The sequence below is a fragment of the Streptococcus mitis genome (assembly GCF_002096895.1).
In the GTDB taxonomy this organism is placed as follows: domain Bacteria; phylum Bacillota; class Bacilli; order Lactobacillales; family Streptococcaceae; genus Streptococcus; species Streptococcus mitis_AH.
In genome coordinates this window covers 36,497-48,811 of the sequence record NZ_NCVI01000019.1, presented here as the reverse complement: position 1 = coordinate 48,811, position 12,315 = coordinate 36,497, and the positions used below count along the sequence as shown (strand labels likewise).

14 protein-coding genes are annotated in these 12,315 nt (G+C 40.5%); 9 read left to right on the top strand and 5 right to left on the bottom strand.

Annotation, left to right across the window (positions count from 1 at the left end):
* Positions 1-50: 50 nt before the first annotated feature.
* The 9 genes from B7697_RS09190 to B7697_RS04125 all read left to right on the top strand — a co-directional run bounded on the left by B7697_RS09190 (position 51) and on the right by B7697_RS04125 (position 6,450).
* Positions 51-254 (top strand): helix-turn-helix transcriptional regulator, encoded by a 204-nt coding sequence (locus B7697_RS09190; protein ID WP_004240940.1) that lies wholly within the window; start codon positions 51-53, stop codon positions 252-254.
* Positions 254-451: a hypothetical protein gene (locus tag B7697_RS04160; protein WP_001046124.1), complete on the top strand. Its 198-nt coding sequence runs from the start codon at positions 254-256 to the stop codon at positions 449-451. The genes B7697_RS09190 and B7697_RS04160 overlap by 1 nt, the downstream gene beginning before the upstream one ends.
* 2 nt (positions 452-453) lie before the next feature.
* Positions 454-1,188, top strand: a complete 735-nt coding sequence (locus B7697_RS04155; RefSeq protein ID WP_000726539.1) for a DUF3169 family protein — start codon at positions 454-456, stop codon at positions 1,186-1,188.
* A gap of 10 nt (positions 1,189-1,198) precedes the next feature.
* A complete protein-coding gene (locus tag B7697_RS04150) occupies positions 1,199-2,023 on the top strand; it encodes an ABC transporter ATP-binding protein (RefSeq protein ID WP_024057248.1) in 825 nt (274 codons plus the stop codon).
* Positions 2,016-2,714, top strand: a complete 699-nt coding sequence (locus B7697_RS04145; protein WP_020903388.1) for an ABC transporter permease — start codon at positions 2,016-2,018, stop codon at positions 2,712-2,714. Before B7697_RS04150 ends, B7697_RS04145 begins: the two co-directional genes overlap by 8 nt.
* A 9-nt stretch (positions 2,715-2,723) precedes the next feature.
* Positions 2,724-3,365 carry a CPBP family intramembrane glutamic endopeptidase gene (locus B7697_RS04140; RefSeq protein ID WP_020903389.1) on the top strand — a complete coding sequence of 214 codons (642 nt, stop codon included), beginning with the start codon at positions 2,724-2,726 and terminating at the stop codon, positions 3,363-3,365.
* Positions 3,366-3,382: 17 nt separating this feature from the next.
* Positions 3,383-3,613 carry a hypothetical protein gene (locus tag B7697_RS04135; protein WP_000832185.1) on the top strand — a complete coding sequence of 77 codons (231 nt, stop codon included), beginning with the start codon at positions 3,383-3,385 and terminating at the stop codon, positions 3,611-3,613.
* A gap of 154 nt (positions 3,614-3,767) precedes the next feature.
* Positions 3,768-5,531 carry an aspartate--tRNA ligase gene (aspS, locus tag B7697_RS04130; protein WP_084950483.1) on the top strand — a complete coding sequence of 588 codons (1,764 nt, stop codon included), beginning with the start codon at positions 3,768-3,770 and terminating at the stop codon, positions 5,529-5,531.
* A complete protein-coding gene (locus B7697_RS04125) occupies positions 5,509-6,450 on the top strand; it encodes a YitT family protein (protein WP_084950481.1) in 942 nt (313 codons plus the stop codon). Before aspS ends, B7697_RS04125 begins: the two co-directional genes overlap by 23 nt.
* Positions 6,451-6,479: 29 nt before the next feature.
* On the opposite strand, the gene B7697_RS04120 is transcribed toward B7697_RS04125, so the two are convergent.
* The 5 genes from B7697_RS04120 to B7697_RS04100 form a co-directional block, all read right to left on the bottom strand.
* Positions 6,480-7,466: a LacI family DNA-binding transcriptional regulator gene (locus B7697_RS04120; protein ID WP_084950479.1), complete on the bottom strand. Its 987-nt coding sequence runs from the start codon at positions 7,464-7,466 to the stop codon at positions 6,480-6,482.
* 9 nt (positions 7,467-7,475) lie between these two features.
* On the bottom strand, positions 7,476-8,276 hold the full coding sequence (locus B7697_RS04115; RefSeq protein ID WP_084950478.1) for a DUF1189 domain-containing protein: 801 nt from the start codon (positions 8,274-8,276) through the stop codon (positions 7,476-7,478).
* A 135-nt stretch (positions 8,277-8,411) separates the two neighbouring features.
* Positions 8,412-9,254, bottom strand: coding sequence for a sugar ABC transporter permease (locus B7697_RS04110; RefSeq protein WP_001065642.1), 843 nt, complete (start codon positions 9,252-9,254; stop codon positions 8,412-8,414).
* Position 9,255: 1 nt separating this feature from the next.
* Positions 9,256-10,548 carry a sugar ABC transporter permease gene (locus B7697_RS04105; protein WP_185757741.1) on the bottom strand — a complete coding sequence of 431 codons (1,293 nt, stop codon included), beginning with the start codon at positions 10,546-10,548 and terminating at the stop codon, positions 9,256-9,258.
* A 110-nt stretch (positions 10,549-10,658) separates the two neighbouring features.
* Entirely contained in the window at positions 10,659-11,930 is a 1,272-nt protein-coding gene (locus B7697_RS04100; RefSeq protein ID WP_004259122.1) for an extracellular solute-binding protein, read from the bottom strand.
* Between the last annotated feature and the right edge of the window lie 385 nt (positions 11,931-12,315).

Below are 12,315 nucleotides of genomic sequence, written 5' to 3'. Positions count from 1 at the left end.
AGAAAAAGATGTGTTACAATGTAAGCAAGTTAAGAGAAAAGGAGAAAGGAATGCTTAAAAATCGTTTAAAAGAGCTTCGGGCTCGCGATGGTCTCAATCAAACCGAACTAGCTAAGCTAGCAGGGGTTTCAAGGCAGACCATTAGCCTACTAGAACGGGATGAGTACACCCCGTCCATTATCATTGCCCTGAGAATATCTCAAATTTTCAACGAAACAGTCGAATCGGTATTTCGCTTGGAGGAGGACGAGTGATGAACAAGTATAAAGTAATCTATTATGTAGTTGCCATAGCTCTATTAGTCAGCCTGTGTCTACTAATTGGAACAAATCTAGGATGGTTTGATCTCTATTACAGCGACCAATTTATTTGGGCCTACTTTGTCCTCATCCCAGTAATTGAATGGATTGAAAAGAAATCCAAAAATCTAGCAAGTGAAAAAGGAGAATGAATATGAAAAAGAAAGGTGGATTGTTATTTTTGATGTCTATTGTCTTGGGAGGTTTCTTGGGCATGTTTGTAGGGATGTTTAAGGCACGTGCCGAATCCAACGGAATTATTTTAGATGTAAAACCCTTGATACCATGGCTATCAGCTATCAGCTTACTACTAGCCGTCATTATTCTTTTTTTGACTTTCAATTTCCTAAAGAAAAGCAGAAAATTTCATTCCTTGTATCAAGAGGAAATGGATGATGATCTGAATGAAACCTATTATGTGCAGATGTATCGGAATCTCGAGTTTGGAACTATTGCTTTTAATAGTGCAAGCGTAGCGATTTTATTGGCTCTCTTCATTTCAGGAAGTGAAGTAATTGTACTCGATATAAGCCATATAACCTTATCCCTTTCCTTTTTGGGGTTAGTGTTAGTTTTAAATGCTCAAAAATATCTTTTTAAGACCATTGCGATTGTTCGTCAGTTTGATTTGGCATTTTTCTCTACACCAAAGGATGTCATGGACTTTATCAATTCTTACGATGAAGGGGAGCGCCAGGCTAATTTGGAACAGAGTTTTCGGATTTTATTCCAATTACATCAGTATGTCTTGCCAACCTTGTACTTTCTGATTGCTCTCTTTTCCTTACTGACAGGAGAGATTCAGCTACTAGCTTTCGTACTTGTCGGAGCCATCCATGTTTATATCAATGTGATGCAGTTACCTATGGTAAAACGCTATTTCAAATAAAGGAGTTTCTATGATTCGTGTTGAAAATGTAAGCAAAAGTTTTGGGAGCAAAAAAGCTCTTCATCAGATTTCTTTTGAGATTAAGGAGGGTGAAATCTTTGGTTTTCTTGGCCCTTCTGGCTCAGGTAAAACAACCATGATCAATGTCTTAACAGGACAGTTGGCTGCAGATCAAGGTAAAACAGTTTTGTTAGGCAAGAATTCTCAAGATTTAACCTCAAATGATTTGGAACAAATTGGTATTGTTAGTGATGGCAGTGGTTTTTATGAAAAGATGAGTCTTTATAAAAATCTTCTCATCTATGCTAAGTTATATGGCCTCAAGGCAGATAGAGTAGTTCAGGTGCTTCAACAGGTTGGATTGGCAGATGCTAAAGATATTATTGCAGAAAAGTTATCTACTGGAATGAAACAACGAATGTTCTTGGCTCGTGCCCTTCTGAATGCTCCTAAGATTCTCTTTCTAGATGAGCCAACCAGTGGCTTAGACCCTACAACATCTAAGATGATTCATACCCTACTTCAAGAATTAAAGCAGGCGGGGACAACTATCTTTCTGACCACGCATGATATGAATGAAGCAACTCTGCTTTGTGATCGCTTATCTCTTTTGAATAAGGGTAACCTAATAGAGTATGGAAGTCCGCAAGATATCATCCAGAAGTACCATGTGGATAAGAAAGTACGTGTGGTTTATAACGACGGACGAGAACAGATAGTTCCATTTGATGAATTACCACATTTAGACACGACAGATTTGATGGTGGTTCACTCTTGTGAGCCAACTTTAGAAGAAATCTTTATCAGATTGACAGGAGAAAAGTTAGATGTTTAGAAAATTAAATGCCCTACTATGGTTAAGATTACAAGTTCTTATCAGCAATTCAACTTTGTTGGCGACTCTATTGTTGCCTTTTGGACTGGCTGTTCTATATAATGAGTTCTTAAACAAGAGTGGAGAATTGAGTACGTATTTCCTTTCTATGAGTTTGACGATGGTCTTGAGCATGGGAAGTGGTTATATGGTATCGATTATGATGGCAGAAGATAAGGAAAAGCGCAATCTTAAATCACTCATCCTAAGTGGTGTGACAGCAACAGAATATACTTTCAGTATGCTCATTCTCCCTCTGTTGATTATGTTGCTTGGAATGATTTTACTACCAATCTATTTTAAAGTGGATGTATCAGGTTACTTATTGGCCTATGTTATCTATTTGGTCTTAGCAGCTATTAGTGTTATTTTTCTCAACCTTCTAATCGGTGCAGTGTCAGATACTCAGTCTAAAGCGCAAGTTTATAGTATGTTTCCTGTGTTTATCGTCTCTTTTTTACCCATGATTGCTCTTCAAAATGATACGGTTCAGAAAGTGTTGGATTACTCTTTTATTGGTCCAATTGTAAATCTTTTAAATAAAAAAGGTGGGGAAATATCTTTTTCTAATATTGGTATGTTACTTGCCTGGGTACTTGTGTTAGGAATAGCGAACCTCTTTGTATTGAAAAATAGCTATAAAGCAAGATAGGAGATTTATATGAAACTACTTAAAAACCTCGGCTGGTTTCTTCTAGCCATTCTATCTTTTCTGGTTATCTATGGGACCGTTCAAAGTGGGGCTGTAGAAGCTTTGAAACTGGGCGCTTCGCCCTATGCTACTACCTTGCTTTATGTGGCCTTGGCTGGAGTATATGTGTACGTCATTTATAAATGGTACCAGAAAGCTCCTGTTCATATTGAGAAGAGTGGCTTTAACCGATTTATTTGGCTCCCTGCCTTGGTTTGGTTCTTATCTCTGGTTGTCCAGTTTTTCTTGCCAAATGATCCTTCAGTAAATCAACAAACAGCGATAGACTTGACCTTGTCTCAACCCCTTTTCTCATTCTTTGCGGTCGTTATTTTTGCTCCTTTGACGGAAGAGCTTATCTTTAGAGGGATGTTGGCACGCTATCTCTTTCCTAAGCAGGACAATAGTAAACAAACTCTGCTTTTCCTTCTGGTAACAAGTGTTCTATTTGCCTTGATTCATTTCCCAGGAACTTTGCAACAGTTTTTGGTTTATGCTAGTCTAGGATTGAGTTTGGGGCTGGCTTATGTAAGTCGAAAAGGTCTTCTTTACAGCATTTCTCTTCACGCTTTGAATAATTTAGTGAGCTTTTTGATGATTCTCATGCTATAATAGAGTCAGGAGGTCACATGAAACGAGTAATTTTATTAGCAGTGATTCAAGCAGTCGTTCTATTTTTCATCATTGGAGCGCTAGCTTATGCCTTTAAGGGCGATTTCTTCTATAACTATCTAGCAGTCGTCTTTGCCCCTATTGCAGGTGTCTTGCGCTTTGGGACAGCTTACACAACGGAAATTGTCTTGCCTCGAAAGGCAGCCGAAATTGCTGAAAAGCGTAAAGCAGGCAACAATTCAAAATAAAAGAGTCCGATGAACTTCATCGGATTTTTGTATGGGCGTCAATTTTTAGAGTCTTCACTTGATTTTTAAAGACTGGCAAACTTTTCTGATGATTTTCATGAAGAGCCTGCGCTTTTATGGTAAAATAGTAACAGAATAAAAGAGGAGAGAAACAATGAAACGTAGTATGTATGCTGGTCGTGTTCGTGAGGAACACATCGGACAAGAAATAACCTTGAAAGGATGGGTTGGCCGTCGTCGTGACCTTGGTGGTTTGATCTTTATCGATCTTCGTGACCGTGAAGGAATTATGCAGTTGGTTATCAACCCTGAAAAAGTATCTGCAGAGGTCATGGCAACAGCTGAAAGCCTTCGTAGCGAATTTGTTATCGAGGTGACTGGACAGGTCGCTGCGCGTGAGCAAGCCAATGATAAGTTGCCAACTGGTGCAGTTGAGTTAAACGTGACAGCTCTGACAGTGCTTAATACAGCTAAAACAACCCCATTTGAGATTAAGGATGGCATTGAGGCTAATGACGATACACGTTTACGTTACCGTTACCTTGACCTTCGTCGTCCAGAGATGCTGGAAAACCTCAAACTTCGTGCTAAAGTGACCCACTCTATTCGCAATTACTTGGATGAGTTGGAGTTTATCGACGTGGAGACACCATTCCTTTCTAAGTCAACTCCTGAAGGGGCGCGTGACTATTTGGTGCCGTCTCGTGTTAATAAAGGGCATTTTTACGCTCTTCCTCAAAGTCCACAAATCACGAAACAGCTCTTGATGAATGCTGGTTTTGACCGTTACTACCAAATCGTTAAATGTTTCCGTGACGAGGACTTGCGTGGTGACCGCCAGCCTGAGTTCACACAGGTTGACTTGGAAACATCTTTCCTTACTGAGCAAGAAATCCAAGATATCACAGAAGGTTTGATTGCGCGCGTGATGAAAGAAACTAAAGGCATCGAAGTGACGCTTCCATTTCCTCGTATGAAATATGATGATGCTATGGCTCTTTACGGTTCTGACAAGCCAGATACCCGTTTTGACATGTTGCTTCAGGACCTGACAGCAGTAGTCAAAGGTGTAGACTTTAAAGTCTTTTCAGAAGCACCTGCTGTAAAAGCAATTGTGGTCAAAGGAGCTGCGGACAACTATTCACGTAAAGACATCGACAAGATGACCGAAGTAGCCAAACAGTATGGTGCCAAAGGTCTTGCTTGGGTCAAGGTGGTTGATGGAGAATTAAACGGACCAGTTGCCAAGTTCTTGACTAGCATCCAAGCAGAATTGACAACAGCGCTTGCTCTTGAAGATAAGGACTTGGTTCTCTTTGTGGCGGATACGCTTGAAGTGGCTAATGCAACGCTTGGTGCCCTTCGTGGACGTATTGCCAAAGAGCTTGGTTTGATTGATAATGATAAATTCAACTTCCTTTGGGTGGTTGACTGGCCAATGTTTGAATGGTCTGAAGAAGAAGGTCGCTACATGAGCGCCCACCATCCGTTTACTCTTCCACAGGAAGAGACTACTCATGAATTAGAAGGCGATTTGGCTAAGGTTCGTGCCATTGCTTACGATATCGTCTTGAACGGTTATGAGCTTGGTGGTGGTAGCCTTCGTATCAACCAAAAAGACCTTCAAGAACGCATGTTCAAGGCTCTTGGTTTCTCAGCAGAAGAAGCAAATGACCAGTTTGGCTTCCTTCTTGAAGCCATGGACTATGGTTTCCCACCACACGGTGGCTTGGCTATCGGGCTTGACCGCTTTGTCATGCTCTTAGCAGGAGAAGAAAATATTCGTGAAGTTATTGCCTTCCCTAAGAACAACAAGGCAACTGACCCAATGACACAAGCTCCTTCAACAGTAGCTCTCAAACAACTAGAGGAACTCAGCTTACAAGTAGAAGAAGATGAAACAAGCAAAACGAATTAAGCGGTGGCGCTATTATCTGCGCCGCTTTGCTTATCAGATAAAAATTTTACGTGTCTTACAAAGCATCTCTCGGGAAAAATATGATGAGAAGATTTCGGCCTCTCTGGTCTATGGTTTTTTATCAGCAGTAGCGGTCAATTTCTTTTTCCAACCAGGGCATGTGTATTCGAGTGGTGCGACAGGTCTGGCACAGATTATCTCTGCCTTGAGTAATCATTGGTTTGGTTTTCATATCCCGATTTCGCTAACCTTCTACGCCATTAATTTTCCTTTGATGGTCTTGGCTTGGTATCAGATTGGCCATAAGTTCACCGTCTTTACCTTTATCACAGTATCCATGAGTTCCTTCTTTATCCAGTTTGTCCCTGTGGCAACCTTGACGGAGGATCCCATTATCAATGCCCTTTTTGGGGGTGTTGTCATGGGCTTGGGGATTGGTTTTGCTCTTCGAAACAATATCTCCAGTGGGGGAACGGATATCGTCAGCCTGACCATTCGCAAGAAAACAGGGAGGAATGTCGGTAGTATTTCTTTCTTGGTCAATGGGACTATCATGCTGATAGCAGGCTTGACCTTTGGTTGGGAATACGCTCTCTACTCTATGATTACCATCTTTGTCTCTAGCCGTGTCACAGACGCTGTCTTTACCAAGCAAAAACGGATGCAGGCCATGATTGTGACCAATCATCCAGAGAAGGTAATTGAAAAAATCCATAAAAAATTGCACCGCGGTGCAACCATGATCCACGATGCAGAAGGAACCTATAATCACGAAAGAAAGGCAGTTTTAATCACTGTCATTACACGTGCAGAGTTTAATGAATTTAAACAGATTATGAAACAGGTGGATCCAAGCGCCTTTGTCTCTGTCTCGGAGAATGTTCATATTTTGGGACGGTTCGTTGAAACAGATAATTAGTGATCAAAAAAACCAGCTCGAGCTGGTTTTTATTTTTCGATAATTTTGTGGGCAATTAACTGACGGTAACAAATTTGCTTATTGCTTTTAGCATCGTTGATAATCTGGAGGATAGTTTCAAGAGAAACACGACCAAGTTCTAAGCTATTGATATCAACATAGGCCGCCAAGTTGAGCTTGGGATTGACCGAATCGAAGCTGAGAACAGGGACATCCAGTTGATGCTTAGCGATATAGTCACAGACCCCTTCGGCTAGGAGACTATCGGTTGTAATGATAGCATCAATCTGTGGATCATGCTGAAAAAGGAGTTTACTAAATTGATACCCTTTTTCTTCCAGGAACTCCGTTGCAAAATAGGTCAAATTTCCGTCAATAGGCAGTTGGTGTTGTTTGAGTGCGGATTCGTAACCAGTTAGACGGTCTTGTGTAACGAAGAGTTTCTTAGCACCTCCAATGAAGGCAATTCGTTTGCAACCTTTTTTGATGAAATATTCGGTTGCATCAAAACCAGCTTGGACATTGTCGTTGTCAACAAGAGGGATAAAGGGTGAAATGGATTTTCCTAGGATGAGGAAGGGAAACTGCTCATCAGCGACCAGTTTGACCAAGGGATCTTCCTCTTCGGCATAAAGGAAGATCAAACCATCCACACGTTTACCGTAAACCATCTGTGAAATCGCTTTAAGTCGCTCTTTTTCATCTTTACCTGTTGCAATCTGAATAGCATAGTGGTTTTCAGAAGCGACCTGAGCGATACCACGGAGGACAGATGGGAAGAAGGGATTTTGATAGAAGGCGTCTGAGTCGTCAGGAAGGACCAAGCCGATAACTTGGGTATAACTACTTACCAAGCTACGAGCGTTGAGGTTGGGGTGGTAATTGAGCTCCTTCATAGCCTTGCGAACGCGTTTTTTAGTTTCGTCGCTAATGGTTGATTTATTTTGAATAACACGGGTTACGGTTGAAGGTGAAACACCAGCAGCCTTGGCCACATCTTTAATCGTAACGGGCATAAAAATCTCCTATTTATGATAATCTGGATCACGGAAATGCGTTTTATAAAAAATAGTGACCAGATATAGAACAAAAAGAATGTTTTGTACAGTAATGAGGGTTGTCATATTTTGGCCAAATAATCCCAAAATAAGTGTAATCAGAGTTGGTAATCCTAAACAGTTCAAGATAAAATGGTAGCACTCTTTAAAGGTCCTAAATGAAAAGAGGCGTGATTTCTTAGTGATATAGAGGAGAAGACTCGCTCCTATAGAGACGATAAAGAAATTCAAACCAAAGAGGAAGCTCGCACCGAGAACTAGAAAGAGACTGATATAGACACGATTCTGCTGGTACCAGTCTTTAGAAATGGCTTGGGTCAAGCTGTCTTTACTTTTGAAACTCTCAGTCTGAATGGCTTGGTAAGAGATGCGGGTCAGTTCCTTCCCTTCCTTGCTGATGACCAGTTCTTTTGTATCGAAATGCAGTTGCAAGTCTTTAGGTAATTCCTTGCTTTGATTTGGACCGATCACAATAGAAGGCGTTTGACTAGCTGTTCCAGTATAAGTTAATTTGCCATCAATAATTGTAGCGTGTTCAGAGAGATCCTGGACAACCTCATCTGTCAATGGTTCATAGACATTATCGATAAAGGTTTCTAGCGGATAAGTATCCTGTGAGCTATTTTGGATGGCAATAGGTACCATAGACAAGCTGATAAGGAAGATACTGGTAAAGAGAAGCTGAAACCAGTTGAGTCCGAAACGTTTGGACAGGGGCCTACGAAATCCCCAAATACTTGAAAAATATGAAAATGGATATGGAAGCATTTGTATCTTTCTAAAAGGTGTTTTCTATATGAGTATTATTATATAGAGAAATGTGCTTTATTTCAAGTCTAGGAGAAAAATTGCTTGTTGTTAGTATATATTTTGTAGCAATAAGAAAAGGGTGGCGGGGATATATTATCCCTTGTCGCCACCACTTGTAAGTCCTGAAACAAAGTTCTTTTGTAGGAAGAAGAAGAGAATACAGATTGGAAGGGCGATGAGGATAGCACCTGCTGAGAAGTAGGCAATCTTCAAGTTCTTCGCATTGTTGACGAAGGTTTGGAGACCAACGGCAACAGTAAAGTATTCTTTCTCACGAAGCAAGAAACTAGAGAGGATGTAGTCCCCGAAAGGTCCCATGAAGGCCCAGAGAGCTTGTACGGCAACCATTGGGCGAACAAGTGGAAGAACAATTTGCCAGAAGCGACGGAAGTGTCCTGCACCGTCTAGTTTTGCAGATTCGTCTAGAGACATTGGCACTGTATCGAAGTAGCCTTTCATGAGCCAAGCATTCATCGGGATACCACCACCAACGTATAGGAAGATGAGGAACCAGCTGTGGTTAAGGGCGTTCAACATAAGCGCCATAACGAAGAAGGCTGTCAAAGCGGCCATGGTTGGCACCATTTGGATAATCAAGAAGAAGACCAAACTTTGTTTACGAGCCAAGAAGTTGTAACGGCTGTAGGCATAACCAGCAAGTACGATGATACTTGTTTGAACCGCCATGGTAACCAAGGCGATGATCAAGGTATTGAGATACCAAGTACCGTATAGAGTTTCAGTAAAGAGTCCTTTAAAGTTATCAAAATTGAAGTCGATGTTAGTATCAAGTTTAAAGGCTGCGACGTTACCTGCTTTAAAGGCTGACATGATGGTAATCAACAGTGGATAGATAATCACGATTGATAGACCAATCAAGTAGAGGTAAGTAAGGGTTTGAGTCAGTCTACGTTTGAGTTTAATTGAGTTATTCATCTTAGACGTCCTCCATATCAAATGCGTGTAGTTTCTTGAATGCGATCATAGAGATTGAGATGACAATGATAGAGATAATCAAGGTAACAGCAGCCGCCATTGAGTATTGAGGAGATGTACCTGTTGTCAAACGGTAGATCCATGAGATCAAGATATCAGTTGAACCAGCTCCCCCTCCGACACTACCAGGACCTCCACCATTGAAGAGGTACATGATAGAGAAGTTGTTAAAGTTGAAGGTGTATTGGCTAATCAAAGTAGGTGCAGCAACAGCCAAGATCATTGGGAAAGTGATGTTGCGGAATTTTTGCCAAGCATTAGCACCGTCAATATAAGCTGCTTCGTAAAGGTCGTTAGGGATAGATTGTAAGATACCTAAAGTCAAAACGTAGATGTATGGGAATCCAAGCCAACCCTGCATCATAATCAAGGCAATCTTAGTCCAAGTTGGGTCTGTTTTCCAAGGAATAAGAGTACCATCAAGGAAAGGAAGGAATTTAGCTAAGATTGGCAATACTTGAGTGTTGATGGCTCCGACACTATCGTTAAACATATTTGAGAATGTCAAGATAGTGATGAAGGCTGGAACAGCCCAAGGAAGAAGGAAAATAACACCAAAGATACGTTTTCCTTTGATAAATGGTTGGTTAGCAATGATAGCTGTGAAGATACCGATGACGATCTGTAAAGTTGAGGCAGCCAAAGCCCAGATGATAGTCCAAGAAAGAACGGCACCAAAGGCAGAACGGAAGGTACTCAAACTCCAGATGTTCGTAAAGTTGGTCAAACCAACCCAGTCCAACAATTTGTTTGGTGGCAAGTGTTGGAAGTCGTAGTTGGTAAAGGCGATCATCAAGGTTACGATAACTGGGAAGATGATCGCAAAAGTCATGGCAACATAAGATGGAATGATCAAGAGGTAAGGGAAGCCATTTTCATAGATTCCTTTGACCATTTCTTTAAAGGTAAGTGCTACTGGTATGCCATTGTTAATGTGTTTGGCAGTTGTATGTGCATCTTTGATATTTGCGAAATAAAAGAGTACATAAACAACTACAAAGATTAAATGGAAGGCACCACGAATCAGCATAAAGAGGGAATTGTCACGACCTGGTTTGTCACCAAGAGTGATGAGATTACTCAATTCAGGGGCTGCAAGTGCTAGGAAGTAAAGGACGAATACGATGGTTACACCAAGGAAGATAAAACCTTTGGCTTTTTGTTTATTGTAAATCTGTCCTAACCCAGGAATGATAGACAGCAGAGCTGCTTTACTAGGTTGTTGCTTTTCCATAATAACTCCTTTCATAGGATACTGGTTTCTAATTAAAACCTAAACTATATATGTTTTTGATTGATAAATTCAAAGGGGGATTTGATTTCCACCCCCCTTGAACAAATTTTTTATTCACCAAATTTTTGTTTGATTGTTTCTTTGATCAATGTTACAGCGTCGTTAGCAGCTGTTTTCGCATCTTTCTTACCACTTACAGCATCAAAGAGCATAGTTTTCGCTGGATCCCAAACTGCAGACATTTGAGAGATGTTTGGCATTGGTTGAGCGTTCTTGAACTGTTTGATAACAGCTGTTGTCAACTCATCATTTTTACCTTCAGCATATGTACGAGCTTCAGTGTTAGCTGGGATTTCGTTAGTTGTATCGTAGAAGGCTTTTTGTTCTTCAGTTGAAACAAGGAAGTCTACAAATTTTTGAGCGCCTTCAAGGTTCTTAGTGCTTGATGGGATGATCCAAGCTTTACCACCACCGAATGCAGCATATTCTTTTCCATTTGGAAGAGTTGGGATAGTTGCAACACCGTAGTTTACTTTAGCATCTTTAAAGGCTTGAGCTTTCCAAGGTCCGTCGATGATAGCAGCTGTTTTACCTTCTTGGAATTGAGTTTGGATTAAGTTGCCAGCACCTTCAGTATCTTGCATACCTTTAGGCCATTTTTCATACCAAGATTTAGCGTAGTTGATACCTGCGATAGAACCGTCGTTTGCAAGACCGATATCTTTGGCGTCTTTACCGTTTTGTCCGAATACGTAAGCACCGTTACCAGCAAGAAGTCCATATGCATAGTAGAAGTTTGTCCAGTCAGCTAGGAAAGCAGAAGTTTTTCCATCTTCTCCAGCGAAGGCATATTTGCTATCTTTAGCAAGGTTTTCTAAGTCAGCAAAAGTTTTTGGAGCTTCTTTTACCAAGTCTTTGTTGTAGTACATAACAAGTGACTCGATAACAGCAGGAGCACCGTAAACTTTACCATCAGCAGCTGTTACAAGAGATTTAGTTTTATCATCTGTTTTAGCGCCGTCGCTCAATTTAACTTCTGAAAGTTGTCCGTCAGTACCAAGGCTACCTACACGGTCGTATGGAGCCATCATAACGTCAGCAGCTTGACCTGATTGGTTGTCAAGAGAAAGTTTGTCAAGCCCACCCATTTGGTCTCCTGTTTTGATGGTAACTTTTACGCCAGCTTCTTTTTCGTAAGCTTTTGCAGCTGATTCAGCAAAGGCTTTATATTGGTCTTCAACGTAGAAAGTGAGTTCTTTGGCTTCAGATGAACCAGAATCAGCAGGCTTATCAGCAGTTTTGCTTCCGCAAGCTACCAAAAGCAAGCTAGCAAGTGTAACAGTTCCAAGCACAGCAGCGCTCTTCATGAATTTAGATGACATAGTGTATTCCTCCTAAAGAATAACAAATTTTATAATGAGGAAACGCAAACGTTTTCCTTTATGGGACTAGTATAGCACAATCGGAAAGCGGTTGCAAGTGTTTTTTGTAAAAATTTTTTAAAAAATTGTGAAAAAAGTAAACGCTTCATCGTCATATAATAGTAGAAAATCCCAAAAATCCGTTTTGTTTTAAATTTAAAAAAAGTTGAGAAAACGATTGCCTAATTTACAAATGGAAACCAGAGAGGATACTCGCTTTATTTTTGCTTAATGAGATAAGTGAAACCCTTATTCCTATTTTGTTTGTTTCCTGAAAGAATATATATACGAGTAAGAAGAAAAATTTTTTAAAAAATAATAAAAAAAGTTATCTAAAACCGCTTGC

What these genes read in the sequence shown, in the direction of transcription:
- B7697_RS04110 (WP_001065642.1), bottom strand. Translation starts at nt 9,254, where the DNA reads ATGAATAACTCAATTAAACTCAAACGTAGACTGACTCAAACCCTTACT.
- B7697_RS09190 (WP_004240940.1), top strand. Translation starts at nt 51, where the DNA reads ATGCTTAAAAATCGTTTAAAAGAGCTTCGGGCTCGCGATGGTCTCAAT.
- B7697_RS04160 (WP_001046124.1), top strand. Translation starts at nt 254, where the DNA reads ATGAACAAGTATAAAGTAATCTATTATGTAGTTGCCATAGCTCTATTA.
- B7697_RS04100 (WP_004259122.1), bottom strand. Translation starts at nt 11,930, where the DNA reads ATGTCATCTAAATTCATGAAGAGCGCTGCTGTGCTTGGAACTGTTACA.
- B7697_RS04115 (WP_084950478.1), bottom strand. Translation starts at nt 8,276, where the DNA reads ATGCTTCCATATCCATTTTCATATTTTTCAAGTATTTGGGGATTTCGT.
- B7697_RS04140 (WP_020903389.1), top strand. Translation starts at nt 2,724, where the DNA reads ATGAAACTACTTAAAAACCTCGGCTGGTTTCTTCTAGCCATTCTATCT.
- B7697_RS04145 (WP_020903388.1), top strand. Translation starts at nt 2,016, where the DNA reads ATGTTTAGAAAATTAAATGCCCTACTATGGTTAAGATTACAAGTTCTT.
- B7697_RS04125 (WP_084950481.1), top strand. Translation starts at nt 5,509, where the DNA reads ATGAAACAAGCAAAACGAATTAAGCGGTGGCGCTATTATCTGCGCCGC.
- B7697_RS04105 (WP_185757741.1), bottom strand. Translation starts at nt 10,548, where the DNA reads ATGGAAAAGCAACAACCTAGTAAAGCAGCTCTGCTGTCTATCATTCCT.
- B7697_RS04155 (WP_000726539.1), top strand. Translation starts at nt 454, where the DNA reads ATGAAAAAGAAAGGTGGATTGTTATTTTTGATGTCTATTGTCTTGGGA.
- B7697_RS04135 (WP_000832185.1), top strand. Translation starts at nt 3,383, where the DNA reads ATGAAACGAGTAATTTTATTAGCAGTGATTCAAGCAGTCGTTCTATTT.
- aspS (WP_084950483.1), top strand. Translation starts at nt 3,768, where the DNA reads ATGAAACGTAGTATGTATGCTGGTCGTGTTCGTGAGGAACACATCGGA.
- B7697_RS04120 (WP_084950479.1), bottom strand. Translation starts at nt 7,466, where the DNA reads ATGCCCGTTACGATTAAAGATGTGGCCAAGGCTGCTGGTGTTTCACCT.
- B7697_RS04150 (WP_024057248.1), top strand. Translation starts at nt 1,199, where the DNA reads ATGATTCGTGTTGAAAATGTAAGCAAAAGTTTTGGGAGCAAAAAAGCT.